Annotated in this window: 30 protein-coding genes; 20 read left to right on the top strand and 10 right to left on the bottom strand. The window is 67.7% G+C overall.

Going from position 1 to position 24493, the window contains the following annotated elements; translation table 11 throughout:
• Positions 1–63: 63 nt before the first annotated feature.
• The 4 genes from AC5P8Y_RS04580 to AC5P8Y_RS04565 form a co-directional block, all read right to left on the bottom strand.
• Complete coding sequence (locus AC5P8Y_RS04580) at positions 64–672, bottom strand: HutD/Ves family protein (protein WP_495201845.1); 609 nt, start codon at positions 670–672, stop codon at positions 64–66.
• A gap of 34 nt (positions 673–706) precedes the next feature.
• The gene (locus tag AC5P8Y_RS04575) at positions 707–1432 is read right to left on the bottom strand and encodes a murein L,D-transpeptidase catalytic domain family protein (protein ID WP_005408415.1); all 726 of its coding nucleotides are present in this window, start codon (positions 1430–1432) and stop codon (positions 707–709) included.
• A gap of 17 nt (positions 1433–1449) precedes the next feature.
• Positions 1450–2535, bottom strand: coding sequence for a L,D-transpeptidase (locus AC5P8Y_RS04570; protein ID WP_495201844.1), 1086 nt, complete (start codon positions 2533–2535; stop codon positions 1450–1452).
• A 352-nt stretch (positions 2536–2887) separates the two neighbouring features.
• Positions 2888–3214: a ComEA family DNA-binding protein gene (locus AC5P8Y_RS04565; RefSeq protein ID WP_024958219.1), complete on the bottom strand. Its 327-nt coding sequence runs from the start codon at positions 3212–3214 to the stop codon at positions 2888–2890.
• 199 nt (positions 3215–3413) lie between these two features.
• Between AC5P8Y_RS04565 and AC5P8Y_RS04560 the strand changes: the two genes are divergently transcribed.
• The 4 genes from AC5P8Y_RS04560 (at position 3414) to murU (ending at position 7042) form a co-directional block, all read left to right on the top strand.
• Entirely contained in the window at positions 3414–4907 is a 1494-nt protein-coding gene (locus tag AC5P8Y_RS04560) for a M20 family metallopeptidase (RefSeq protein WP_033835553.1), read from the top strand.
• Positions 4908–4975: 68 nt separating this feature from the next.
• Positions 4976–5245: a GlsB/YeaQ/YmgE family stress response membrane protein gene (locus tag AC5P8Y_RS04555; RefSeq protein ID WP_005408411.1), complete on the top strand. Its 270-nt coding sequence runs from the start codon at positions 4976–4978 to the stop codon at positions 5243–5245.
• Between the two features lie 64 nt (positions 5246–5309).
• Positions 5310–6335 carry an aminoglycoside phosphotransferase family protein gene (locus tag AC5P8Y_RS04550; RefSeq protein WP_033835552.1) on the top strand — a complete coding sequence of 342 codons (1026 nt, stop codon included), beginning with the start codon at positions 5310–5312 and terminating at the stop codon, positions 6333–6335.
• Positions 6332–7042: an N-acetylmuramate alpha-1-phosphate uridylyltransferase MurU gene (gene murU / locus AC5P8Y_RS04545; protein ID WP_033835551.1), complete on the top strand. Its 711-nt coding sequence runs from the start codon at positions 6332–6334 to the stop codon at positions 7040–7042. Before AC5P8Y_RS04550 ends, murU begins: the two co-directional genes overlap by 4 nt.
• Before the next feature lie 559 nt (positions 7043–7601).
• Here the strand turns inward: murU and hda are convergent.
• The 3 genes from hda to AC5P8Y_RS04530 are packed head-to-tail and all read right to left on the bottom strand — an operon-like array spanning position 7602 to position 10614.
• Positions 7602–8309 carry a DnaA regulatory inactivator Hda gene (gene hda, locus AC5P8Y_RS04540; protein ID WP_329771670.1) on the bottom strand — a complete coding sequence of 236 codons (708 nt, stop codon included), beginning with the start codon at positions 8307–8309 and terminating at the stop codon, positions 7602–7604.
• Entirely contained in the window at positions 8309–9478 is a 1170-nt protein-coding gene (locus AC5P8Y_RS04535) for an AI-2E family transporter (RefSeq protein ID WP_005408407.1), read from the bottom strand. The genes hda and AC5P8Y_RS04535 overlap by 1 nt, the downstream gene beginning before the upstream one ends.
• Positions 9475–10614 (bottom strand): DUF2066 domain-containing protein, encoded by a 1140-nt coding sequence (locus AC5P8Y_RS04530; protein ID WP_495201843.1) that lies wholly within the window; start codon positions 10612–10614, stop codon positions 9475–9477. The genes AC5P8Y_RS04535 and AC5P8Y_RS04530 overlap by 4 nt, the downstream gene beginning before the upstream one ends.
• Before the next feature lie 99 nt (positions 10615–10713).
• On the opposite strand from AC5P8Y_RS04530, the gene purM reads away from it, so the two are divergent.
• The 7 genes from purM to AC5P8Y_RS04495 all read left to right on the top strand — a co-directional run bounded on the left by purM (position 10714) and on the right by AC5P8Y_RS04495 (position 15638).
• Positions 10714–11772 (top strand): phosphoribosylformylglycinamidine cyclo-ligase, encoded by a 1059-nt coding sequence (gene purM / locus AC5P8Y_RS04525; RefSeq protein WP_322534789.1) that lies wholly within the window; start codon positions 10714–10716, stop codon positions 11770–11772.
• 23 nt (positions 11773–11795) lie between these two features.
• Positions 11796–12284: a hypothetical protein gene (locus AC5P8Y_RS04520; RefSeq protein WP_150359536.1), complete on the top strand. Its 489-nt coding sequence runs from the start codon at positions 11796–11798 to the stop codon at positions 12282–12284.
• Entirely contained in the window at positions 12281–12703 is a 423-nt protein-coding gene (locus AC5P8Y_RS04515) for a hypothetical protein (RefSeq protein ID WP_111188179.1), read from the top strand. The genes AC5P8Y_RS04520 and AC5P8Y_RS04515 overlap by 4 nt, the downstream gene beginning before the upstream one ends.
• 41 nt (positions 12704–12744) lie before the next feature.
• Complete coding sequence (locus AC5P8Y_RS04510; RefSeq protein ID WP_322534790.1) at positions 12745–13407, top strand: DUF2238 domain-containing protein; 663 nt, start codon at positions 12745–12747, stop codon at positions 13405–13407.
• Positions 13404–14063 (top strand): phosphoribosylglycinamide formyltransferase, encoded by a 660-nt coding sequence (gene purN / locus AC5P8Y_RS04505; protein WP_005412505.1) that lies wholly within the window; start codon positions 13404–13406, stop codon positions 14061–14063. The genes AC5P8Y_RS04510 and purN overlap by 4 nt, the downstream gene beginning before the upstream one ends.
• Before the next feature lie 67 nt (positions 14064–14130).
• A complete protein-coding gene (locus AC5P8Y_RS04500) occupies positions 14131–14952 on the top strand; it encodes a DUF3108 domain-containing protein (RefSeq protein ID WP_005412504.1) in 822 nt (273 codons plus the stop codon).
• A 2-nt stretch (positions 14953–14954) separates the two neighbouring features.
• Positions 14955–15638 (top strand): DUF3108 domain-containing protein, encoded by a 684-nt coding sequence (locus tag AC5P8Y_RS04495; protein ID WP_005408399.1) that lies wholly within the window; start codon positions 14955–14957, stop codon positions 15636–15638.
• A 139-nt stretch (positions 15639–15777) separates the two neighbouring features.
• Here AC5P8Y_RS04495 and AC5P8Y_RS04490 read toward each other — a convergent pair whose 3' ends face one another.
• The 3 genes from AC5P8Y_RS04490 to AC5P8Y_RS04480 are packed head-to-tail and all read right to left on the bottom strand — an operon-like array spanning position 15778 to position 17615.
• Positions 15778–16095 (bottom strand): hypothetical protein, encoded by a 318-nt coding sequence (locus AC5P8Y_RS04490; protein ID WP_005408398.1) that lies wholly within the window; start codon positions 16093–16095, stop codon positions 15778–15780.
• Positions 16092–17363, bottom strand: a complete 1272-nt coding sequence (gene murA / locus AC5P8Y_RS04485) for a UDP-N-acetylglucosamine 1-carboxyvinyltransferase (protein WP_005408397.1) — start codon at positions 17361–17363, stop codon at positions 16092–16094. Before murA ends, AC5P8Y_RS04490 begins: the two co-directional genes overlap by 4 nt.
• 21 nt (positions 17364–17384) lie before the next feature.
• Positions 17385–17615 (bottom strand): BolA family protein, encoded by a 231-nt coding sequence (locus tag AC5P8Y_RS04480; protein ID WP_005408396.1) that lies wholly within the window; start codon positions 17613–17615, stop codon positions 17385–17387.
• Positions 17616–17669: 54 nt separating this feature from the next.
• Between AC5P8Y_RS04480 and AC5P8Y_RS04475 the strand changes: the two genes are divergently transcribed.
• The 9 genes from AC5P8Y_RS04475 to hprK all read left to right on the top strand — a co-directional run bounded on the left by AC5P8Y_RS04475 (position 17670) and on the right by hprK (position 24490).
• On the top strand, positions 17670–18671 hold the full coding sequence (locus AC5P8Y_RS04475; RefSeq protein WP_033835544.1) for a KpsF/GutQ family sugar-phosphate isomerase: 1002 nt from the start codon (positions 17670–17672) through the stop codon (positions 18669–18671).
• Positions 18672–18737: 66 nt separating this feature from the next.
• The gene (locus tag AC5P8Y_RS04470) at positions 18738–19286 is read left to right on the top strand and encodes a KdsC family phosphatase (RefSeq protein ID WP_005408394.1); all 549 of its coding nucleotides are present in this window, start codon (positions 18738–18740) and stop codon (positions 19284–19286) included.
• Positions 19283–19858 (top strand): LPS export ABC transporter periplasmic protein LptC, encoded by a 576-nt coding sequence (lptC, locus tag AC5P8Y_RS04465; protein ID WP_012479345.1) that lies wholly within the window; start codon positions 19283–19285, stop codon positions 19856–19858. The genes AC5P8Y_RS04470 and lptC overlap by 4 nt, the downstream gene beginning before the upstream one ends.
• Before the next feature lie 103 nt (positions 19859–19961).
• Positions 19962–20513: a lipopolysaccharide transport periplasmic protein LptA gene (lptA, locus tag AC5P8Y_RS04460; RefSeq protein ID WP_005408392.1), complete on the top strand. Its 552-nt coding sequence runs from the start codon at positions 19962–19964 to the stop codon at positions 20511–20513.
• Positions 20513–21232 (top strand): LPS export ABC transporter ATP-binding protein, encoded by a 720-nt coding sequence (gene lptB / locus AC5P8Y_RS04455; RefSeq protein WP_005408391.1) that lies wholly within the window; start codon positions 20513–20515, stop codon positions 21230–21232. Before lptA ends, lptB begins: the two co-directional genes overlap by 1 nt.
• Before the next feature lie 39 nt (positions 21233–21271).
• Positions 21272–22693, top strand: a complete 1422-nt coding sequence (locus AC5P8Y_RS04450) for an RNA polymerase factor sigma-54 (RefSeq protein ID WP_033835542.1) — start codon at positions 21272–21274, stop codon at positions 22691–22693.
• A 58-nt stretch (positions 22694–22751) separates the two neighbouring features.
• Positions 22752–23069, top strand: coding sequence for a ribosome hibernation-promoting factor, HPF/YfiA family (gene hpf, locus AC5P8Y_RS04445; protein WP_004147311.1), 318 nt, complete (start codon positions 22752–22754; stop codon positions 23067–23069).
• A 21-nt stretch (positions 23070–23090) separates the two neighbouring features.
• On the top strand, positions 23091–23543 hold the full coding sequence (locus AC5P8Y_RS04440; RefSeq protein ID WP_033835541.1) for a PTS sugar transporter subunit IIA: 453 nt from the start codon (positions 23091–23093) through the stop codon (positions 23541–23543).
• Positions 23540–24490, top strand: coding sequence for an HPr(Ser) kinase/phosphatase (hprK, locus tag AC5P8Y_RS04435; RefSeq protein ID WP_005408388.1), 951 nt, complete (start codon positions 23540–23542; stop codon positions 24488–24490). Before AC5P8Y_RS04440 ends, hprK begins: the two co-directional genes overlap by 4 nt.
• Positions 24491–24493 lie beyond the last annotated feature (3 nt).

Here is a 24493-nt window from a genome sequence, read left to right as displayed (position 1 = left end):
GGTGACAACCGCACAGCTGTAGATCCACGCCATGCGTGGATGGCGCCCACCGGCGCCCAGGAATCATCCCGCTGCTGCACTGACCCGTATCGCCAGCAACTCGCCACCGCCCTGCAATGCGTGCCGCTGACGTTCGCCGGCCGCCAACCATGCGGTATCGCCCGCCTGCAACGCCGGCTGCCCGCTGTCGGCACCAAACTCCGCCTGACCGGCCAGCAGATGCAGCGCCCAGGCCACGCCCGGTTCGCAGAAGAAGAACATCGCGCCCACCAGCGGCCGGTGCAGCAGTTCGGCCTGCAGCAGCTCGCGCTTCCACATCAGGTTGAAGTCGTGGGTGGTGCCATCGACCAGTTCCCCGTGCAGTGTCTCCTCACCAGCAAACCGCACTCGTCCGTGTGGCGGCAGCACTTCCGCCACGCGTCCATCGCCGAAGCGCAGGCGCACGCCATTGCCCTGCAGCAACACCAGTTCGCGCTCCACGCCGGGGAAGGCAGAAAACGCGGCATCCTGTTCGATTTCGGCCACCGACAGGCGCAGCGCCCAGTCATCGCCCTGCGCGGGCAGGCGCAGGATCTCGCGGGTCCAGCCCAGTCCGTTGCGCCAACGTTCGCGGCGGTAGTCCAGGCTGGAGATCACCTGGCTCGGAGTGTGCAGCAGGGAGTCGATGTTCATCGGCGCATTGCATCATGCCGCGCGCCGTCGTGCATCACCGCGTGGCGAGCGTGCCCTGGCCACCGCACCCGCCGGCCAGCAGCTGCGAGTGCTTCAGCCAATCCTGGTCGGGGTAGTAAGCAAACACCATCGTGCCGCCACGCAACGCATCGATCAGCGGCCTGGCCACCGACAGGCGCACCGCCGGGCAACCCAGGCTGCGGCCCAGCCGCCCCTGCAGCTGCGCGGCAGCCGGGTTCACGTATGGCGCACCATGGATGACGATGGCTCGGTCACGCGCGCGGTCGTTGAAGCCCGGTTCCAGCCCGGCCAGGCGCAGCGAATATCCATTGCCACCCATGTAGGTCTCCTGCGCGGTGAACGCGCCGAGACTGGACATGAAACTGCCATCGCGGTTGGAGAAGTGCTCGGTGCGGTTCTCGCCACTGTTGCGGCCATGCGCCACCCACTCCTCGAACAGCAGGCGCTGGTGGGCCAGGTCGAACACCCACAGGCGCGGCTCGGTGGACGGGCGCGAATAGTCGATCACGCTGAGGCGATCACCATTGATGCCCAGTTCCGGCCGCTGCAGCGCACAGCGCATGGCGTGCGCCGCCAGCTGCAACACGTGGCGGTCGGCCTTGGGCGCACTGCGCGACAGCAGGGCAGCCAGATCATCGGCGCTGGTGGCAAGGGCGGGCGTCTGTGCCAGCGCCGGGGCGCTGGCCGAGGTCGCCAGCAGGCCGAACGCGGCCAGCCGGCACAGGCGGGATGCAGTCATGGGCACAACGAAGGGACTCAGTAGCCCTTGAGGGTGGACCCTGGCGGCTCGGATTCCAAGACCGGCTGCATTCCGGATTCAGCCGGGCTTGGGCGGACCGCCGGCAGCGAGGTCACCAGCAGGGTCGTGCCCGGCACCAGCACCTGGTACAGCTGGCGGGCGAAATCGGCCGGCAGCGCCATCGGCAGCGAGGGCGTGGCCAGCAGGTCCGGCGTGGCCTGGGCACGGTCCTGGCCCAGCAACGGGTAGGCCGTCCACTGGTGCAGGCGCTGGTTCACGTCCAGCGGGCTGGGGGTGTCGCTGTAACCCTGCCCCATCACGAACAGCGTGGTGCCCTGGAACGCCGGCAGGGCGTCAGCCTTCAGCGGCGACTCGCCGATCATCACGCCATCGCGCAGCACGTACAGGCGCTGGTCGTGCAGGCTGACCAGGATGCCGACCTGCCCGGCCGGCGCCGCGCTGTCGTCCCACCAGGCCTGTGCCGGGGCTCCGCCCTCGGCCTCCGGCAGGGCCTGGCCGCGCGCGTTCACCGGCGCCAGCACCGACGGATAGGCCAGGGTCATCGGTGAGCTCTTGGCATCGGCCACGACCACGGTATCGCCGCGCTGGGTTTCGCTGAACAGCTTCTGCGCGAAGGCCTGCGGCAGGCGCACGCAGCCGTGCGAGGCGGGATGCCCGGGCAGGCTGCCGCCATGCAGGGCGATGCCGTCCCAGGTCAGCCGCTGCATGTACGGCATCGGCGCGCTGTTGTAGAGGTTGGACCTGTGGTCCTTGTCCTTCTGCAGGATGGTGAACACGCCGGTTGGCGTCTCGTGCCCGGCCTTGCCCGAGCTGATCGTGGTCAGGCCGATGGCAATGCCGTTGCGGTAGACGTAGGCGCGCTGCTCATCGAGGCTGACCACCAGCACGATCGGGCCGGTCGGCGAGATTTCCGGATGCCAGAGGTATTCGCCCGGCTTGAGGTCGGTCGGCCCGCGCACTTCAGCGCTGCTGGCTGCGGCAGCCGTGGGCTTGGCAGCCGCTGTCGGCGCAGCGGCATGGGCCAGCAGCGGCAGGGCCAGTGCAAGGGCGAGCATCAGGGTGGTGGGGCGGCGCGGGAGCATCCAGCGGGGGTCCTTTCCATGCGGTGCGGCCACCGTACACCATCGGCCCGTGGTGGCCGCGGCAAAACCAGGCGCCGGAAATGAAACTGCCCGGCGACACAGCCATGTGTCGTACCGGGCAATCGTTACGTCCTTGTCGGCCTGCTGCCGCCCCCTCGCATCCTGCGCTGTGGGGGTAGCGTTGCATCCTGCACGCGGCCGCGTCTGTCCTGTTTGTATCTCAGCCCCTTCCACAGGTCTGTGATGCCACCATCCTGGTGATTGGTGCCGCGTCCTGCGGCGGTCGGTGGTCACGGCCGTCCTGTCCGTGACCGCTGAACCAGCTTCCTGCCGGTTCCGACGATTCCTGCTGTCAGCGCCTCGGTACGGTTCGCACCGGTACCGATCCGGGTACCGGATCCGCCGGCAACAACCTGTTGCCTACGGTGATCCGCTGTCGATTCCGTTCGACGATTGCTTTCCCTATCCCCTTCACCTGCGTCAGGTCCTCGACGCGATGAAACGGGCCGTGTCTGCGCCGGTGCTCGACGATCGCCTCGGCCTTGGCGGCTCCGACCATCGTCAATCCCTGCTGCAGCGCCTGGGCATCGGCGCGGTTGATGTCGATCGGTTCGGCGGCATGCGCCCCAGCGATCCCCATGACCAGCACCAGTGCCCTCAACACGACAAACCAAGGCACAACGTGTATCTCCTTGTGATTCTGGCCGCCCCGACCGGCAATCCCGTCGGTAGGAACAGTGTCCGTCACCACATGCACACAGCCTATCGGTTTCCCGGATTTCCGTAAGCCAGCCAAATACCCGACGTGATGTAGGAAAAACCCTACCCGTGGCACAGGCGTAGAATGGCCGCATCAGCCCATGCAACCGGAGTTTCAGATGGACAGCGCCAAGCTCGGCCAATTCGTCAATGACAAGTGGGACAGCGAGATTGTCCCGCAGTTGGTCGACTACATCCGCATTCCCAACAAGTCGCCGATGTTCGACGCCAATTGGGTGCAGAACGGCTACATGGAACAGGCGGTCACGCTGATGGAGAACTGGGCCAGGGCCCAGCAGCTGCCCGGCCTGAAGGTTGAAGTGGTGCGCCTGGAAGGCCGTACCCCGCTGATCTTCCTGGAAATTCCGGCCACCGGCGCCGAGACCGGCGACGACACCATCCTGCTCTACGGCCACCTGGACAAGCAGCCGGAAATGACCGGATGGGACGACGACCTCGGCCCGTGGACCCCGGTCCTGCGCGGCGACAAGCTGTATGGCCGCGGCGGCGCCGATGACGGCTACGCCATCTTCGGCTCGCTGGCCGCCGTGCTGGCGTTGCAGGCCCAGGGCCTGCCGCACGCGCGCTGCGTGGTGCTGATCGAAGCCTGTGAAGAGTCGGGCAGCTACGACCTGCCAGCCTACGTCGACCACCTCGCCGACCGCATCGGCAAGCCGTCGCTGGTGGTCTGCCTGGATTCGGGCTGCGCCAACTACGACCAGTTGTGGTGCACCACCTCGCTGCGCGGCCTGACCGGCGGCAATTTCACCGTGAAGGTGCTCAACGAAGGCGTGCATTCCGGCGATGCCTCCGGCGTGATCCCGTCCAGCTTCCGCCTGCTGCGCCAGATCCTCTCGCGCATCGAGGACCAGGAGACCGGCCGCATCCTGATCGACGGCATGAACGTCGAGATCCCGGCCGAGCGCCTGGAACAGGCCAAGCGCGCCGCCGAAGTGGTGGATACCGAGATCTTCGAGAAGTTCCCGATGGTCGACGGCCTGCGCCCGATGAACGAGGACCTCACCGAGCTGGTGCTCAACCGCACCTGGCGCCCGGCGCTGTCGGTCACCGGCGTCGGCGGCATGCCGCCGCTGGAATCGGCCGGCAACGTGCTGCGCCCGCAGACCTCGGTGAAGCTGTCGCTGCGCCTGCCGCCGACGGCCGATGGCAAGACCTGCGGCGAGCTGCTGAAGGAAGCGCTGCTGCGCGACCCGCCGAATGGCGCGCAGGTCAGCCTGGACCTGGAAAAGGCCTCCACCGGCTGGAACGCCCCGGCGATGGCGCCGTGGCTGACCCAGGCCATCGACGACGCCAGTCAAACCTTCTTCGGCAAGCCGGCGATGTACATGGGCGAAGGCGGCTCGATCCCGTTCATGGGCATGCTGGGCGAGAAGTTCCCCGGTGCCCAGTTCATGATCACCGGCGTGCTCGGCCCGCACTCCAATGCGCACGGCCCGAACGAGTTCCTGCACATCCCCATGGGCAAGAAGGTCACCGCCTGCGTGTCCAAGGTGATCAGCGAGCACTACGCAGCCAGCCTGCGCGGCGAGACCAGCGGTTCGCCGGTGGCTGCCGACAGCGGCACCCGCCACGGCGACCACGGCTGCTGCTGATCCGGCACCCGTGACGGACGCAGCCTGGCCTTGCTAGGCTGCGTCCACCCTTGGTGGAAATCGCGCGCATGAATGGTCTGTTCGGCAGCAGCAGCTGGCTCTACATCATCCTGGTCGGCTTCTTCGTCGGCCTGCTCGGGCGTTTCTTCATGCCCGGCAACAACCGCATGGGCTGCCTGCTGACCATCGTGCTGGGCATCCTTGGCGCCCTGGTGGCCGGCTGGTTCGGCCAGTACATGGGCTGGTACGCCCCCGGTGAGCCGGCCGGTTTCCTCGGTGCGGTAGTGGGTGCGGTGGCCGTGCTGGCCGTGCTGCGCCTGTTCAGCGGCCGTCGCTGACCCCGTCCCTCCTTCCCTTCCTGTTCCCGACGTTGGCGCGCCCGGCGCGCCCGGATATGCCTGCATGACCGAACCCGCCTCCGATCCCCAGCGCAGCGCGCAGCGCCTGCAGTGGGCCCGTACCCAGCTCGATGATGCCAGCGCGGTGGTCGAACGCGCCTCGGTCGATGCCGGCATGCGCAGCTACTGGCGCACCACCAGCACGCGCGGCAGCCACATCGTGATGGATGCCCCGCCGGGGCTGGAAGATCCGAGGCCGTGGCTGCGCATGCGCGGCCTGCTGCACGACAACGGCCTGCGCGTGCCCATGCTGCTGGCGCAGGATCTGGATGCCGGCTTCCTGCTGCTGGAAGATCTCGGCGGCCCGACCCTGGCCAGGATCCTCGACGAGCGCAACGCCGATGAATGGTTCGGCCGTTCGATCGAACAGCTGCTGCGCCTGCAGGCGATCCCGGTGCCGGCCGACTTCGGCCAGTTTGGCGAGGCGCTGCTGCAGCGCGATGCCGGCCTGTTCGACGAATGGTTCCTGCAGCGCCACCTGAACCTGGAGCTGGACTGTGGCGAGATCGAAGGGCTGCAGCTGGTACACCGCCGCTTGATGGACAACGCGCTGGGCCAGGCCCAGCTGATGACCCACCGCGATTACATGCCGCGCAATCTGATGCCGGTCGAAAATGGTCCCGCAGTGCTGGATTTCCAGGACCTGGTGCGCGGCCCGATCGCCTACGACGCGATGAGCCTGTTCAAGGACGCGTTCCTTAGCTGGCCGCTGGAGCGTGTGGACGAGTGGCTGGCGCAGTACCACGAGCGTGCCCGCGACGCCGGCCTGCCGGTGCCCGACCGCGCCACCTTCCTGCGCGATGCCGACTGGATGGGCATCCAGCGCCACGTGAAGATCCTGGGCCTGTTCTGCCGGCTGCGTTACCGCGACAACAAGGGCCATTACCTCGACGACGCACCGCGCTTCATCACCTATCTGGATGAAGTGCTGCCGCGCTATCGGGAACTGGCACCGCTGCAGCAGCTGCTGGACGAGCGCATCAAGCCGGCGCTGGCCGGGCTGGGTGCACCGATGCGCGTGGCCCGATGAAGGCGCTGGTCTTTGCCGCCGGCCTCGGCGAGCGCATGCGCCCGCTGACCCTGCACACGCCCAAGCCGCTGCTGGAAGTGGCTGGCAAGCCGTTGATCGTCTGGCACCTGGAACGCCTGGCCGCACTCGGCGTGCGCGAGGTGGTGGTCAACACCGCATGGCTGGCCGAACAGTTCCCGGCGACGCTGGGCGATGGCAGCCAATGGGGCCTGCAACTGCATTTCCTGTACGAAGGAGCGACCCCGCTGGAGACCGGCGGTGGCATCCTCAACGCCCTGCCGGTGCTGGGCGATGCCCCGTTCCTGGTGGTGAACGGCGACATCTGGACCGATTTCGATTTCGCCACGCTGCCGCGCGAGCCGCGGGGCCAGGCGCACCTGGTGCTGGTCGACAATCCGGTTCAGCACCCGCACGGTGACTACCGCCTCGATACGCAGGGGGTGCTGCACCACGATCGCGAAGGCCCCTGCCTGACCTATGCCGGCATCGGCGTGTACCGTCCTTCGATCGTGGCCGACTGGCGCACGGTGATCGGCGAGGCGCCGGGCAGCGAGCGGCTGCCGCCGAAGTTCTCGGTGGTGCCGCTGCAGAAGCATTTCATGGCGCAGGGGTTGATGACCGGGCAGCACCATCGCGGGCGCTGGACCGATGTCGGCACCGTGGATCGCCTGCGTGCGCTGGATGCTGAGTTGGCGGCGAACGGCTGAGCCCCTCGTGGCTGGTCGCTCAGATCAAAAGCCGTGCTTGGCCGGGCGGGTGGGCCATGCAGGGGACGCTGCAAGTACGTCCCTGTAAGCTCGATGGCGCCATCCATGGCGCCAACGCCCCTGCATGGCCCACCCGACCAGCCTCTGACAGTTTCCGTGGGCGTCCAGCCACGGAAGAAAGAAAGAAAAGCAAAAGCGGGTCGCTTCGCTGCGCTTGCTCTGGTGACGACCAACGGTCGTCACCCACCACAAGCAAGACACGTGTCGACCAAGGTCGACACCCACCAACAGCAGTCAGCAGTCAGCAGTCAGCAGTGCAGTACGCAGTCCCCGCAGATCGCGGGAACCTGTCGAAGGCGGGGTGGCTCAGGTTGCGGGGGCGTGAGCGCCATGGATGGCGCGATCGAGGCTACATGGACGTACTTGCGCCGTCCCCCGCAACCTGAGCCACCCCGCCTCCCCTCAGGAAGCCAGCTTTTGGACGTTGCTGTTGAAGTTGCCGGCCAGCGGCCGGCACTACCGCGGGTGCAGGGCGCAGCCCTGCAAACAAACCCCACCCTCAGTAGCGGGGCCGGCCTTCTTCCAGCACCTGGCGCAGGAACGGCACGGTGATCCGCCGCTTCGCCGCCAGCGACTCGCGGTCCAGCCAGTCCAGCAGCGTGATCAACCCACCCAGTTCGCGCCCGGTATGCGACAGCAGCCACTCGATGGATGCCTCGTCGATCGCCAGGCCGCGTCGCAGCGCGCGTTCGCGCAGCACCGCTGCCCGCCCCTCCTCATCCAGCGGCTGCAGCAGCACGCGCACGCACTGGCCCAGCCGTGAACGCAGGTCCGGCAGCACCAGGCCCAGCGCTTCCGGCGCCTTCTGCGCCGTGTACAGCACGGTCACGCCTGCAGCGCGCGCGCGGTTGTGGAAATCGAACAGCGCGATCTCGTCGTCGCGGTTGCCGGCAACCTCGTCCAGGCCGTCCAGCGCCACCAGCTCACGCGCCTCCAGCCCATCCAGCGCCGCACGCACGCGGCCGGCTGCACTGGCCAGCGGCACATAGGTCGGCAGGCGCCCTGCCTGCTCGGCGCTGGAACACATCGCCAGCGCCTGGTGGCTCTTGCCCGTGCCCGCCGCACCTTCCAGGTAGACCCAATCGTGGCTGGCACCCACCGCGATCGCGCGCAGCTGCGCCAGCGCGCCATCCGGCGCGCCGATGAAGGTCTCCAGGCGCTGGTCCCGCGGGTAATGCAGGGCCAGCGGCAGTTGCGGCACACCCATCACTTCAGGTCGGGGCCTTTTTCGTTCGGAACGATGATATGGGGGGCATCGACCACGCCGTCAAGCACGATTGCCGGCTTCTCGCCCACGTACAGCTCGCTCTGGCGGTAACGCTGGTGCGCGTAGCGCAGCAGCACGTTGGTCACCGCCGCCACCGGCAGCGCCAGCAGCATGCCGAGGAAGCCGAACAGCTGGCCGCCGGCCATCACCGCGAAGATCACCGCCACCGGGTGCAGGCCGATCTTGTCGCCGACGATGCGCGGGGTCAGTACGTAGCTCTCCAGCAGCTGGCCCACGGTGAACACCACGCCGACCAGGATCAGCAGCTTCAGGTCGAAGCCCTGTGCCTGCACCAGCGCGGCGATCACCGCCATCAGCACGCCGGTGGTCGCGCCCAGGTACGGGATGAAACTGATCAGACCGGCAATCAGGCCGATCAGCAGGCCCAGCTTGAGGCCGACCAGCGACAGGCCGCCGGCATAGATCACGCCCAGTGCCAGCATCACCAGGAACTGGCCGCGGATGAACGCACCCAGCACCTCGTTGGACTCACGCGCCAACGCGCTGATGGTGCCAATGTGGTTGCGCGGAATCACCGACGCCACGCGCTCGACCAGCTTGTCCCAATCACGCAGAAAGTAGAACGCCAGGATCGGCAGCAGCAGGATGTTGACCACCCAGGTCACCATCGCGAAGCCGGAGCGCGAGACGTAGCCCATGAACGTGGTGGCGAAGCCGCCGGCCTGCTGCCAGTGGCTGCGCACCCATTCGATCAGGCGGTCCGGGTCCAGCCACTGCATCACTTCCAGGCCGGTCTTCTGCTCGAACCAGGGAATCCCCTTCTCCATCAGCCACGCCTGTGCCTGCGGGGCAACCGCGATCAGGGTGGTGATCTGGCGCTCGATCATCGGTACCAGCACCAGCAGCAGCGCCACGATCACCAGCACCATCGCCGCGAACACCAGCACCACGCCGGTCATGCGCGAGCGGCCGGTGGCCTCGATGCGGTCCACCAGCGGGTCGCCCAGCCAGGCCAGCGCCAGCGCCAGCACGAACGGGGTCAGGATCGGCGCCAGCAGCCACACCACCCAGCCGATCAGGCCGGCGAACAGGATGTATTTCAGGCGGCGCAGGAACTGCGCGATTTCCGCTTCCGGGGTCAGAGTCATCGCAGGCGGTACTCGTTGCTGACCGGGGCGGCCACCGGAGTACCGGCGGTGTCGTCGATCGGAGCGGGCAGGGCCGGCAGCGGAGCGCTCGGCGCCAGCACGCCGTTGTCGCCCAGCATGCGGTTGAAGCCGGCCAGGCCAGTGGTCATCTCCAGGTTCAGCTCTAGCTGGCCAGCCGAGGCATGCAGGGGGGTGACATTGCGCACCACCGGCACCTCGCGCAGGCCGGCGGCCAGACGCAGGTAGTCGTCGGCGCTGTTGATGCCGGTGACCACCACACGGTAGGTCCCGGCCTGACCGACGGCGGCGCCGGCCTTGGCATAGCGTTTGACCAGCGCATCGGCGGCGCCGTCGGCACCGGCCGCCATCGCGCGCATGGCGTTGGCGTCCTTGCTGGTCCACTTGTTCAGTTCACGGCCGTTGTCGACGAACACCCAGTCCGCCTGCCAGCCGCCATTGGCGCGGTACAACTTGCCGATCAGCTGCATCGGCGGCGAGTAGCGCGAGGAGGCACGGGCCACGGCGGCACTGTCCTGGCGCCAGATCGCACCCGCCAGCGCCTGTTCGGCGGCGCCACCACTGGGCAGGCCCAGCTTGTAGCCGCGCTCGATGGCGCGGTTCAGCAACGGCCGGGCGGCGTTGGCCTGCTGCACGCTGACCAGGCGCGGGCCACTGCCATCGTCGACGGCCAGCCACAGCACCGGCTTCGGTCGCGGCTGCGGCCACAGCGGCAGGCCCAGCGCCGACACCAGCGAGTCGACATCATCCTCGCGGAAGCGGGCCACCAGCAGGGTACGGAAGCTGGGGGCGCCACTGGCGCCCACGCTCTGGTCCTGCTTGTAGTCGTAGCTGGCCACGTAGTCCTTGGCGTTGCGCAGCGCCTGCACCACGCCGGGGCGGGACATCACGCTGCGGTCGCCGGACAGCTTGCCCAGTACCACGCTCAGGGCGCGGGCCAGGGCGCCGTTGCGATCGGCCTCGGCTTGGCTGTTGACGGGCACTTCGGCCTCGTACGCGCCACTGGCGGTGGCGACATCACCCTCGGTGCGAAGGCCGCTCTGGGCCATCGTGGCCACCGGCAGGCTCAGCGCAAGGAGCAGGGTCAGAATCAGGCTGCGGCGCATCAGGACATCCATTGGCTCGACGTATCCGGGGGAATTGTTGCCCGAATACGGCCTTTGCGCCAATGCGGCCTGTTAAAATCGCCCGTTCAACCCCTGCCAGCGCCGACGCCCGTGACCAACACCCCGTCTTCCGCCCCCTCCCCCCTCACCTACCGTGACGCGGGGGTCGACATCGACGCCGGCAATGCGCTGGTCGAGCGGATCAAGCCCCTGGTCAAGCGCAGCTTCCGCCCGGAAGTGATGGGCGGCCTGGGTGGCTTCGGTGCCCTGTTCGACCTGTCCAACAAGTACCGCGAGCCGGTGCTGGTGTCGGGTACCGACGGCGTGGGTACCAAGCTGAAGCTGGCCCACCAGCTGAACCGCCACGATACGATCGGCATCGACCTGGTCGCCATGTGCGTGAACGACGTGCTGGTGCAGGGCGCCGAACCGCTGTTCTTCCTGGACTACTTCGCCACCGGCAAGCTGGACATCGACACCGCCGCAGCGGTCGTGGGCGGCATCGCCAACGGCTGCACCGAGGCCGGCTGCGCGCTGATCGGCGGCGAAACCGCTGAAATGCCCGACATGTACGCTCCCGGCGAATACGACCTGGCCGGCTTCACGGTCGCCGCGGTGGAGAAGAGCGAGCTGAAGGACGGCGCCAGCGTGGCCGCCGGCGACGTGCTGATCGGCATCGCCTCCTCCGGCCCGCACTCCAACGGCTACTCGCTGGTGCGCCGCATCTACGACCGCGCCGGTCGCCCGGCCGATCTGGAGCTGGAAGGCGGCGTGAAGCTGGTCGATGCGCTGATGGCACCGACCCGCCTCTATGTGAAGCCGATCCTGTCGCTGCTGAAGTCGCACGGCGAGGCCATCCATGGCATGGCCCACATCACCGGCGGCGGCCTGACCGAGAACATCATCCGCGTAGTGCCCGACGGCCTCGGCCTGGACATCCAGGCGTCGTCATGGACCCTGCCGCCGGTGTTCCAGTGGCTGCAGAAGGAAGGCGCGGTGGCCGACAGCGAGATGTGGCGCACCTTCAACTGCGGCATCGGCTTCGTGCTGATCGTCGCAGCGGACCAGGTGGCTGCCGTTTCCGATGCAGTCAAGGCGCAGGGCCTGGAGCACTGGGCCATCGGCCAGGTGGTCACCGCCGAAGGCGCCGAACGCGTCCACATCGGCTGACGCCGGCAACCCAGGAGCCCCGCATGGACGCAACGCCCCCTTTGTCGCCCGCCCCCGTGCCGCCGCCGCTGGCGGCGGTACCGCTGTTCAGCGCGCAGGATGCCGACCACCTGCGCATGCTGGCCATCGCACACTACGTGGTCGGTGGCCTGATCGTGCTGTTCTCGCTGATCTTCATCCTGCACATCGTGATCGGCATCGCCGCGTTGACCGGCAGCCTGCCGATGAAGTCCGGCGGCGAGCCCTCCTCGCTGGAGGAACAGCGCCTGATGGGCTGGGTGTTCACCGTTCTCGGCTGCGTCGTCGTGTTCGGTGGCATCACGCTGGGCGCGTTCGTGGCCTATGCCGGCCGCTGCCTGTCCCGCCGCCGTCGCCATCTGCTGTGCCTGATCGCGGCTGGCCTGGCTTGCCTGTTCACGCCGGTCGGCACGGTGCTGGGGGTGTTCAGCCTGATCACCCTGCTGCGCCCGCAGGTCAAGGCCGCCTTCGACCTTCCCGCCGCGACCGCATGACCGCCTCCGGCAATCCACCGCCGCTGCCGCATCAGACCCTGGCGCAGCTGCAGCTGACCAGCCATCTGCAGACACTGAGAGTGCTGTTCTACGCCCTGGCCGGTTTCCACTGGGTCGCCGCGGTGGCGTTCCTCGGCCTCAGCGGCTGGGTGGCCCAGTCGCGCGGGTTGGAGGATGCCTGGATGCTGACCACGGTCTATGCGTCCATCGCCGTGCTGGCCGCCGTGCTGGGGTTCGTGCAGCTGCACACCGCGCGCAAGCTGTCACATCGCACCGGGCTGGCCTGGTGCCAGCGCGCGGCGTGGCTGGGCGTGCTGGCTGGACCACTGGGCATGGCGTTGGCCGCCTATGCCTGGGTGTTCCTGTCCAAGCCGGAAATGGCTGCGCTGTTCGACCGCGGTGATCACCTCAGTGCCTGAACCTGCCGGCAGACGCCCCGTCCTCATCTGATCGATTTCCCATGTCCGCGCCTGCCCTCCCGACGTCTGATTCGCCCACCACCCGCCGCTTCCCGGTCCCGAAGAAGTGGGCTTTCGCCGCCGTACTGGCGGTCTTCGCGATCAGCTGGATCCACCCGCTGTGGCCCATCGAGCAGGCCCTGCACAGCACGCTGACCGTGGTCGGTCTGGCCGCCCTGCTGTGGGTCGACCGCCGCGGCGGCTGGCTGGGCAACGGCGCCTACATCGCCATCTGCGGCTTCATCGCCCTGCACTGCGTGGCGGCGCGCTGGCTGTATTCCAACGTGCCCTACGACGCCTGGACGCAGATGCTGACCGGCTGGTCGCCGAATGCGGCCTTCGGCTGGCAGCGCAACCATTTCGACCGCCTCATCCACTTCCTGTTCGGCGTCTGCTTCACTCCCGCACTGCTGCAGCTGGCCCGTCACGCGTGGCCGGCGCTGCGCCTGGGCCAGGCCTTCACCCTGGCAGTGATGACGGTGATGTGTGCCAGCCTGGTCTACGAATGGTTCGAATGGGCCATCGCGCTGGCGCTGTCGCCGGATGCCGCCGAAGCCTACAACGGCCAGCAGGGTGACATGTGGGATGCGCATGCCGACATGCTGATGGCGACCGTCGGCAGCCTGCTGACCTGGCCTCTGATCCGCCGGAGTTCCCTGCAATGACCGCCCCAACCCGCATCGCCGTGCTCGCCTCGGGCCGCGGCAGCAACCTGCAGGCCATCCTCGACGCGATCGGCAGCGGCCGCCTGCCGGCCGAGGTGGTCGGCGTGTTCTCCGACCGCCCCGCCGCAGAGGCCCTGCTGCGTGTCGATGCCGGCCTGCGCTGGGCGCATGCACCGAAGGAATTCAGCGACCGCGCCAGCTACGAGCAGGCGCTCGGCGATGCGCTTGCCGCGGTACAGCCGGACTGGATCGTCTGTGCCGGCTACATGCGCATCCTTGGTCCGGCCTTCGTGCAGCGTTTCGATGGCCGCCTGGTCAACATCCACCCGTCGCTGCTGCCGCTGCACAAGGGCCTGGACACCCACGCGCGGGCGCTGCAGGCCGGTGACGCCGAGCATGGCGCCAGCGTGCACCTGGTGGTCCCCGAACTGGATGCCGGCGCGGTGCTGGCGCAGGCCCGCGTGCCGGTGCGGCCCGGCGATGACGCGCAGGCGCTGGCCGCACGCGTGCTTGCGGTGGAGCATCCGCTGCTGATCGCCACACTGCAGCTGCTGTGCGAGGGCCGCCTGGCTGAACGGGAGGGTCAGCCCTGGCTGGACGGTCACCCCCTGTTTAGCCCCTTGGCCCTAGATTCCGCCGGAAACCTGAACCGGTAACGCTCTTGCACACGCCCCGCTGACTGCGGGGCTGGCATCCTGCCCCCTCCTGCGGTTCCTGTCCTCCATGAAGACCACGACGCTGCTGTCCACTTCACTGCTGTTGTCGCTTGCCGTGCTTCCCGCTGTGGGCTGGGGCCAGGCGCAGCCGCCTGCGGCTTCACCGCCGCCCACACCCGCTGCGCTGCCACCGAACGAGCCCAGTGTGCCGCTGTTGCCGGCACTGGCCTGGGAGCCGCCGCCGCTGCAGCCGTTCACCGCCACCTACCAGGCCTTCTACAAGGGCAAGGAAGCGGGTGATGCCAGCATGCAGGTCACCCACACCGGCGGCAGCCAGTGGCGCGTGGACATGCAGGTGGTCGGCCGCCGCGGCTTTGCCAGCGTGCTCGGCCTGAACATCGAGCAGAGCACGGTGTTCGAGGAGCGCAGTGGCGTCTACGCACCGCTCAGCCAGAGCACGGTGCGCAAGGGCCTGTTCCTGGGCAAGAAGGCCGTGGGCACTTACAACTGGCAGGCCGGCACCGCGCAATGGACCGGCGACGTCAAGAAGGAGCGCGCGCAGCCGATCCCGCTGCGGGCCGGCGACCAGAGCGCGCTGCTGATCAACCTGGCGATCATGCGCGATGCGCGTCCGGGCGCCACCATGCATTACCGCTACGTGGACATGGGCAAGGTCCGCGAACACGACTACCAGGCCGCGCCGCAGACCGAGAACGTCGAGGTCGGCGACCTGTCCTACAACGCGCTGCGGGTCTACCGGACCAACGGTGGCAGAAACGAAACCATTCTCTGGATCGCCAACGGTGTCCCCACCCCGGTGCGCATCCTGCAACGCGAAGACGGCGAAGACCGCGTCGACCTGCGCCTGATCGAATACCAAGGAGTCTGAGCATGAATACCCTGACCCGCCCCCTCACCTGGATCGCAGCCGCTGCCCTGACCGTGGCCAGCCTGCCGGCCATGGCGCTGGAACCGTTCAAGGCGGATTACCTGGCCAGCTACATGGGCATGCAGGCCAACGGCACCATGACCCTGGCCAGCGAAGGCAGCAACAAATGGCGCTACAGCCTGCAGGTGAAGAACCAGCTGGCCGACCTCAGCCAGAGCACGGTGTTCGAGGAAGTGCGTGGCCAGCTGCGCCCGCTCAGCAGCCAGGACCGTTCGGCGCTGCTGGTGAAGAAGCGCAACGTGCAGGCCAACTACAACTGGACCAGCAACCAGGCCACCTGGACCGGCGACATCAAGCCGGACCGTGCGGGCCCCATCGCGCTGAAAGCAGGCGACATGGACGCGCTGCTGATCAACCTGGCGATCGCCCGTGACCTGGCCGCCGGCAAGCCGCTGACCTATCGCATGGTGGACGAAGGCCGGATCAAGAACATGACCTACCGCGTGATCGGCAAGGAATCGATCACCGTGGCCGGCAAGAGTTACGAGGCGACCAAGGTCTCGCGCGCCGACGGCAACAAGGAGCTGATCGCCTGGATCGTGCCGGACTTCCCGGTGCCGGCGCGCATGCTGCAGCGTGAGAGCGGCCGCGATGCGCTGGACCTGACCATCAAGGCGATGAACTGAGTGCCGGGGTCGGATCCCATCCCCTCGGGGATGGGCTCTGACCCCGGTTGTGTGGCTGGGGTCGGAGCCCTTTCCGATGGAAAGGGCTCCGACCCAGGGCCCCGCGAAAAGAAAACGCCCGCTTTCGCGGGCGTTTTTCTTACTTCTTTTCCTCGGCCGCCGCCGGCTTGAACTCGGTGCGGCAGTCCACTCGGATCTGCTCGCCGGTGCTGCGCCAGACAAAGGTGCGGCAATGACGGTTGCCGTCCTGGCTGTCGTTCACCGCGACCGCATAGAACGACTCGATGATCTCGTCACGCGTGACCGTGCCGTCGCCGTTCCAGTCCATGTCCTTCTGCTCGATGCCCTGGGTGATGGCGATGTTGGCGTACCAGGCATAGCCCAGCCACGCCAGCACGATCAGCACCAGGGCCAGCAGCGCCTTGCGACGCGGGCTGAACTTGCCGCGCAGGATCATGGCACGCGCCGGATGGTGGCGCCGAGCGAAGACAGCTTCTCTTCGATGTTCTCGTAGCCACGATCAAGGTGGTAGATGCGGTCGATGGTGGTATCGCCGCTGGCCATCAGGCCGGCCAGGATCAGCGAGGCCGACGCTCGCAGGTCGGTCGCCATCACCGGTGCGCCGCTCAGGTGCTCGCTGCCACGCACGATGGCGGTGTGGCCTTCAACCTGGATGTCCGCGCCCAGGCGCAGCAGTTCGTTGACGTGCATGAAACGGTTCTCGAAGATCGTTTCGTTGATCACGCCCACGCCGTCAGCCACGCAGTTGAGTGCCATGAACTGCGCCTGCATGTCGGTCGGGAATGCCGGGTACGGCGCGGTGGTCAGGTTGACCGCCTTCGGCCGCCGGCCCTGCATGTCCAGGGTGATGCTGTCGTCGGTGGTCTCGATCTTCGCACCGGCCTCGACCAGCTTGGACAGCACCGCGTCCATGGTGTTCGGGCGCGCACGGTTGACCGTGACCTTGCCACCGGTCATCGCCGCGGCCACCAGGAAGGTGCCGGTCTCGATGCGGTCGGGCAGCACTTCGTGGCGGCCACCGGACAGGCGCTCGACGCCCTCGATCACCAGGCGGGCGGTGCCCAGGCCTTCGATCTTCGCGCCCAGCGCGATCAGGCAGTGCGCCAGGTCGGTCACTTCCGGTTCCATCGCGCAGTTGTCGAGGACGGTGGTCCCTTCAGCCAGCACCGCGCCCATCAGCACGTTCTCGGTGCCGGTGACGCTGACCATGTCGAAGGTGAAGTGGCCACCCTTCAGGCGCTTGGCGCTGGCCTTGATGAAGCCGTTCTCGACCACGATCTCGGCGCCCAGCGCCTGCAGGCCCTTGATGTGCTGGTCGACCGGTCGCGAGCCGATCGCGCAGCCGCCCGGCAGCGACACTTCGGCGGCGCCGAAGCGGGCCAGCAGCGGGCCCAGCACCAGGATCGAGGCGCGCATGGTCTTGACCAGCTCATACGGTGCGACGTGCTGGTTGACCGGACGCGGGTCGACCACGATCGCGCTGCCGCGCGACAGCGTGCCCTGGTCGATGGTGACCTTGGCGCCCAGCTCGCCAAGCAGCTTCACCGTGGTGACCACGTCGTGCAGGTGCGGCACGTTGGTGATCTCCACCGGCTCATCGGCCAGCAGGGTCGCGCAGAGAATGGGGAGGACGGCGTTCTTGGCGCCGGAGATGCTCACTTCACCGTGCAGCGCAGCGCCGCCGGTCACAACGATCTTGGCCATGTATTCGGGATCTTCTGCGGTTCAGCCGGCTTCGGCCGGGGTCACGGTTTTCAGCGCCAGCGCGTGGATCGCGCCGCCCATCAGGTCGCCCAGGGTGGCATACACCATGCGGTGGCGGGCCAGCGGCATCTTGCCGGCAAAGGCCTCGCAGACCACGGTCGCTTCGAAATGCACGCCATCGTCGCCCTGCACGTCGGCGCGGGCGCCGGGCAGGCCGGTTTCGATCAGATTGCGGATGGTGTCGGCGTCCAACGGGCTTTCCTAATAAAATGTGGGTCCATTCTACTTCCGCTGCGTGGCGTCCGCATGGCCGAATCCCTGTTGCCCCCCCGTTCCGTCGACCCTGCCGGCCTGGTTGCCAGTGGCCGCCGCGTGTTCGAGATCGAGCGGCAGGCCCTGGATGCCGTGGCCGACCGCCTCGGCGAGGCCTTCCAGCAGGCCTGCCAGGCGATCCTGGCCAGCCGCGGGCGGGTGGTTGCCACCGGCATGGGCAAGTCCGGGCATATCGCGCGCAAGATCGCCGCCACCCTGGCCTCTACCGGTACGCCGGCGTTCTACGTGCACCCCGGTGAAGCCGGCCACGGCGACCTGGGCATGATCACCGAGGACGACGTCGTGCTGGCCCTGTCCTACTCGGGCGAATCGGACGAGGTGCTGATGCTGCTGCCGGTGCTCAAGCGCCAGGGCAACCTGCTGATCTCCATGACCGGCCGCCCGCAGTCCAGCCTGGCCACCGCCGCCGACATCCATCTGGACGTGAGCGTGCCGGCCGAGGCCTGCCCGCTGGCGCTGGCACCCACTTCCAGCACCACCGCCTCGCTGGCGATGGGCGATGCACTGGCCGTGGCCCTGCTCGATGCACGTGGCTTCACCGCCGATGACTTCGCCCGCTCGCACCCTGCCGGCAGCCTCGGCCGTCGCCTGCTGCTGCACATCACCGACGTCATGCACACCGGCGACGACCTGCCCAGCGTGGGCGCCGACGCCAGCCTCAGCGAGGCGCTGGTGGAAATGAGCCGCAAGCGGCTGGGCATGACCGCCGTGGTCGACGCCGACGGCGTGCTGATCGGGCTGTTCACCGACGGCGACCTGCGCCGTGCGCTGGACAGCGCGCTGGATGTGCGCACGGCGAAGATCGCCGACGTGATGACCCGCAACCCGCGCACCATCGGCGCCGACCAGCTGGCGGTCGAGGCCGCCCGCCTGATGGAGACCCACAAGATCACCGGCCTGATCGTGGTTGATGGCCAGGGCCGCGCGGTTGGCGCGCTGAACATTCATGACCTGTTGCGGGCCCGGGTGGTTTAACCGACAGTCCGTAGACCCCATTCAGTCTGTAACGCCGCACCCGCCCATAACGAGCCTGCCGCCCTGATGCCCTGGTCCCCCCTGCCCGCCTTCCCCGCCCACCTGCATGCCGCTGCGGCCCAGATCCGCCTGGCCTGCTTCGACGTGGACGGCACCCTCACCGACGGTCGGCTGTACTACGACAAGGACGGCAACGAGAGCAAGGCGTACTTCGTGCAGGATGGCCTGGGCCTGAAACTGCTGCAGCAGCACGGTATCCACCCCGTGCTGATCACCGCGCGCAACAGCCAGTCCGCGCTCAAGCGCGGCGCCGACCTCGGCATCGACACCCAGATCGCCGTGGGCGACAAGCTGGCCAGCGTGCAGGCGCTGTGTGCGCAGCACGGGATCGGCCTGGAACAGGTGGCGTTCATGGGCGATGACCTGCCCGATCTGGCGCCGCTGGGTGCGGTCGGCCTTGCGGTGGCCCCGGCCAATGCCCATCCGTGGATCGCCGAACGCGTGCATTGGCAGACCCGCGCCGAGGGTGGCCGTGGCGCCGCGCGCGAGCTGTGCGACATCCTGCTGGCCGCCCAGGGCCGCGCGGATGCGGTGCTGGCGAGGTTTGGCGCATGAACCTGCCCACCTTGAACTGGCGCACCGTGCTCGGCATCAGCCTGCTGCTGGCCGCCCTGCTGAGCAGCTGGGCGGCGCTGCGCAACCGCGACAAGGGTCCAGCCACGGGGGGCCAGGAAATCGGTGTGGATTACATCCTGCATGACTTCCAGATCGTCGCCCTGGATGAGCACGGCAAGGAATCGACCACCCTGCGCGCACCGCGGCTGGAGCGCCAGCGCGGCGACCAGACCATCAACATTGCCACCCCGCTGTTCGAGATGCCGGACAAGGATGGCAAGCACTGGACGCTGCGTGCCGAGACCGGCTGGCTCAGCGCCAAGGGCGACGAGATGAAGCTGCGCGGCAAGGTTGCCGGCGACAGCCCGGCGGGCCCGGGCGTGGTGCCGACCACCTTCCGCACCGACCACCTGGACGTGTTCCCGAAGGAGAACCGCGCCCGTACCGACGCCCTGGTGACCATGACCCGCCCGGGCATGGAACAGTCCGGCGTCGGCTTCGAAGTGGATTCGAAGAACAACACGTATCATTTCCTCAGCCAGTCCAAGGGCCGTTACACGCCCAGACGCTGATTCCGCCGCCAGCCCGCGACGTCTCCGGACAGGCGCAGGGCCGGCAGCCCCACCCTCCGCCCCCGGCCCGCCCGGCAGGCCCCCACCGGTAGAACGGACCCCGATGAAGATTCCCTTTGCCGCCGTACTCGCGCTCGGTCTTCTTGTCCCCAGCGCCGCCTTCGCCAAGTCCACCGACCGCAACGAAGACATGCACATCGATTCCGGCGCCCAGTCCGGCATGCTCACCGGCGACGGCAAGACCGTGCTGTCGCAGGGCGTGATCATCACCCAGGGCACGCTGGACCTGCGTTCGTCCGAGGCCGAGATCTACCTCAAGGACGGCGAGGCCGTGCGCGTGGTCTTCACCGGCAAGCAGGCCAAGATGAAGCAGCAGCTTGATGACGGCACCTGGATGGATGCGCTTGCTGATCGCATCGACTACGACATCAAGACCGAGATCATCACCCTGACCGGCAACTACAAGGTCACCAGCGCGCGCGGCACCAATGCCGGCCAGCGCATGGTCTACAACACCCGCACCGGCGAGATGAACTCCGGTGGTGACGGCAGCCGCGTGCGTACCGTCATCCCGCCGAAGAACAAGACCCCGGCCGCGCCTGCGGCACAGCCCAAGGCCACCACGCCGGCACAGCCGGCCGGGAGCAGGAAGTAATGCTCGTCGCCAAGGGCCTGCGCAAAAAGTACAAGCAGCGCGAAGTGGTCAAGGACTTCGGGCTGACCCTCGATGCGGGTGAAGTGGTCGGCCTGCTCGGCCCCAACGGTGCCGGCAAGACCACCTGTTTCTACATGATCGTCGGTCTGGTGGCCGCCGATGCCGGCAGCATCGTGCTCGACGGCAAGGACATCACCGGCGACCCGATGTACACCCGCGCCAAGCAGGGGGTGGGCTACCTGCCGCAGGAACCGTCGGTGTTTCGCAAGCTTACCGTGGCCGACAACATCCGCCTGGTGCTGGAACTGCGCGAGGACCTGGACTCGGCCGGCCGCGAGCGCGAATTGAACGGCCTGCTCGACGAACTGCAGCTGGGCCATGTCGCCGACCAGCTCGGCGCCAGCCTGTCCGGTGGCGAACGCCGCCGCTGCGAGATCGCCCGCGCACTGGCCGCACAACCGCGCCTGATCCTGCTCGACGAACCGTTCGCCGGTGTCGACCCGATTTCGGTCGGCGAGATCCAGCGCATCGTCACCCACCTCAAGCAGCGTGGTATCGGCGTGCTGATCACCGACCACAACGTGCGCGAGACCTTGGGTATCTGCGACCGCGCGTATATCCTCGCCGAGGGCAGCGTGCTGGCCCAGGGTTCGCCGGAGGCGATCCTGGACAACGCCGATGTACGCCGCGTCTACCTCGGGGATTCCTTCAAGCTGTGAAGCAGTCGCCGGGGCCCTTTCCTTCCTTTCGGCACAGGCATGAAGACTCGGCTGCAGACATCGTTGGGACAGCAACTGGTGCTCACGCCCCAGTTGCAGCAGGCGATCAAGCTGCTGCAGATGTCGGCCACCGAACTGGAGCTGGAGATCGCGCAGGCAGTGGAAAGCAACCCACTGCTGGACTGGGCCGACAGCAACGACAGCAGCGCCGCCAATGAAGGCAGCGATGGCAACGACAACGAAGCGCCTGCAGAGCGCAGCGATGAGGGCGACGACTGGGCGCCGACCGAACTGGACTGGACGACGACCGGCAGCGGTGGCAGCTTCGATGATGACGACGACAATGGCAGCGCTGCCGAGCGCGTAGCCGAAACCGAAACACTGGCCGACCATCTGCTGTGGCAGCTGCATCTGTCGCATCTGTCCTCGCGTGATCGCAGCATCGGTGCCGCACTGATCGATGCACTGGACGACGACGGTTACCTGCGCGAACCGCTGGCCACCATCGCTGAAACCCTGTTGCCGGCGATCCACGCCGACGATGACGAGATCCTCGCCGTGCTGCATCGCATCCAGCGCTTCGATCCGGTGGGTGTGGCCGCACGCACGCTGGGCGAATGCCTGCTGCTGCAGCTGGATGTGCTGGCCGGCGACACGCCCGGCCTGCTTCTGGCGCGACAGATTGCCGCAGGACCCTTGGAACGTTTGCCGCGCAGCGGCGTCGCCGGGCTCGCCCATGAGTTGAAGCTGCCGCTGGACGAGGTCGAGACTGCCGTGGCGCTGCTGCGCTCGCTGGACCCGCGCCCGGGCACGCAGATCGCGCCGCTGTCGCAGGACACCTACGTGGTGCCGGATGTGGTGGTGTGGCGGCAGAACGGCGTATGGCGCGCAGCGCTGGCCGCGCATGCCGGGCCGAAGGTGGTGATCCACCGCGGCTACGAACAGCTGATCCGACGTTGTGGCGACGCCGATGCCGGCTACCTGCGTGCCCAGCTGCAGGAAGCGCGCTGGCTGCTGAAAGGGCTGCAGCAGCGTGGTGACACCCTGCTGCGCGTCGTGCGCAGCCTTATCCTGCAGCAGGCCGGCTTCCTCGAATTCGGCGAGCAGGCGCTGCGTCCACTGACCCTGCGCGAGATCGCCGCCGAGCTCGGCCTGCACGAATCCACGGTCTCGCGCGCGATCGCCCGCAAGCACGTGCGTACCCCGCGAGGCACCCTGCCGCTGCGCGCCTTCTTCGCCTCGGGCATCGATACCGAGAGCGGTGGCGAGGCGTCCAGCACCGCCATCCAGGCGATGATCCGGCGCCTGATCGACGACGAGAACCCGCGCAAGCCGCTTTCTGACGCCAAGCTGGCTGACCTGCTCAAATCGTCGGGAATTCCAGTAGCGCGACGCACCGTGGCGAAGTATCGTGAAGCCATGAACATTTCCGCCTCGCACGAAAGGGTCAGAATCGCTTGACGCGCCGCCGCGCCCGGCGGAGAGGTTCATTGGCACATCCGAACACAGGAGAAACCCGATGCGCATCGAAACGTTTGGCAAAGATGTCGAAGTCACCCCGGCCCTGCAGTCCTATGTTGAGGAGAAGCTGGCCCGGATCGGAAAGCACTTCGACCAGCACTGCGAAGCGCGGGTGACCCTCAAGCTGCAGAAGACCGAACACCACGTCGACGCCAGCCTCAACATTCCCGGCCAGACCCTGCACGCCGAGGCCAATGCCCAGACCATGTATGCCGCGATCGACCTGCTTGCGGACAAGCTTGACCGTCTGGTGATCAAGCACAAGGAGAAAAAACAGCAGCACGCACCGCTGCCGGTGGGCGACAATGGTGGCTGATCGCCACCGTTCCCCGCAGACATGCCCCTGACTGACCTCCTGGCGGCCGTGCAGACCCAGCTCTGCACGGCCACCGACCGTGACAGCGTCCTGCAGGCCGCCGCCGGGTTGCTGGCCTGCCGCCAGGCCAACGCCGAACAGATCTATCTGAACCTGTGCCAGCGCGAAGCGCTGGGCAGCACCGCCATCGGCCACGGCATCGCCATTCCCCACGGCCGCGCGCCAACCCTGGACCGCCCCCGCGGCGCTCTGCTGCGGTTGGCCACCCCGGTCGATTTCGGTGGCGAGGAGCCGGTGGACCTGGTGTTCGCGATGGCCGTCCCCGCCCACTACACCCACCAGCACCTGATGCTGCTGTCCGAGCTGGCCGAGCTGTTCTCGGCGCCGGACATCCGCCAGGCCCTGCGCGAAGCGGGCGATGCCCGGGCGCTGCGCAAGGCGCTGGACATGACCCCACCTGCGAGTGCCGCATGAATACCAGCATCACCGCCCGTGAACTGTTCGAACAGCAGCGCGAGCGGCTGGGACTGCGCTGGGCTGCCGGCAAGTCCGGCGAGAAGCGCGAGCTGGAGGCCGGCAACACGGTCTCGCGGCGCCCCTCGCTGGCCGGCTACCTCAATGCCATCTATCCCAACAAGGTGCAGATCCTGGGCACCGAGGAACTGTCCTGGCTGGATGCGCTGGAACCGCGCCAGCGTTGGGAGACCATCGAAAAGATCATGCAGTCGCACCCGCTGGCGCTGGTGCTGACCCGCAACCAGGCCTGCCCGGAAGACCTGCGCGCTGCCGCGGACGAATCCGGCACGCCATTGTGGCTGTCGCCCAAGCGCGGCCACGAACTGCTCAACCACCTGTCCTACCACCTGGCGCGGACGCTGGCGCCGCGGGTGATCCTGCATGGCGTGTTCATGGAGATCTATTCCATCGGCGTGCTGATCACCGGCGAAGCGGGATCCGGCAAGAGCGAACTGGCGCTGGAACTGCTCAGCCGTGGCCATCGCCTGGTGGCCGACGATGCCCCCGAATTCACCCAGATCGCACCCGATGTACTCGATGGCACCTGCCCGGAGCTGCTGCAGGACCTGCTGGAAGTGCGCGGCCTGGGCGTGTTGAACGTGCGCGAGATGTTCGGCGACACGGCTGTAAAGAAGAACAAGTACCTTCGGCTGATCGTCCACCTGACCAAGCCGATGACCGAACCCACCCCGCATGGCTACGAGCGCCTGACCGGCGATTCGGGCACCCGCCATGTGCTGGACCTGGACGTACCGCTGATCACCCTGCCGGTGATGCCCGGCCGCAACCTGGCCGTGCTGACCGAGGCGGCCACCCGCCTGCACATCCTGCGCACCAAGGGCATCGACCCGGCAGCCATGTTCATCGCCCGCCACAGCAACCTGCTGGAACGGCGAACACCCTGATTT

It is taken from the genome of Stenotrophomonas sp. YJH_SMC_12-1 (genome assembly GCF_059370935.1).
The sequence above is the reverse complement of the archived record's forward strand: the minus strand, read 5'-3'. Positions and strand labels throughout refer to the sequence as shown.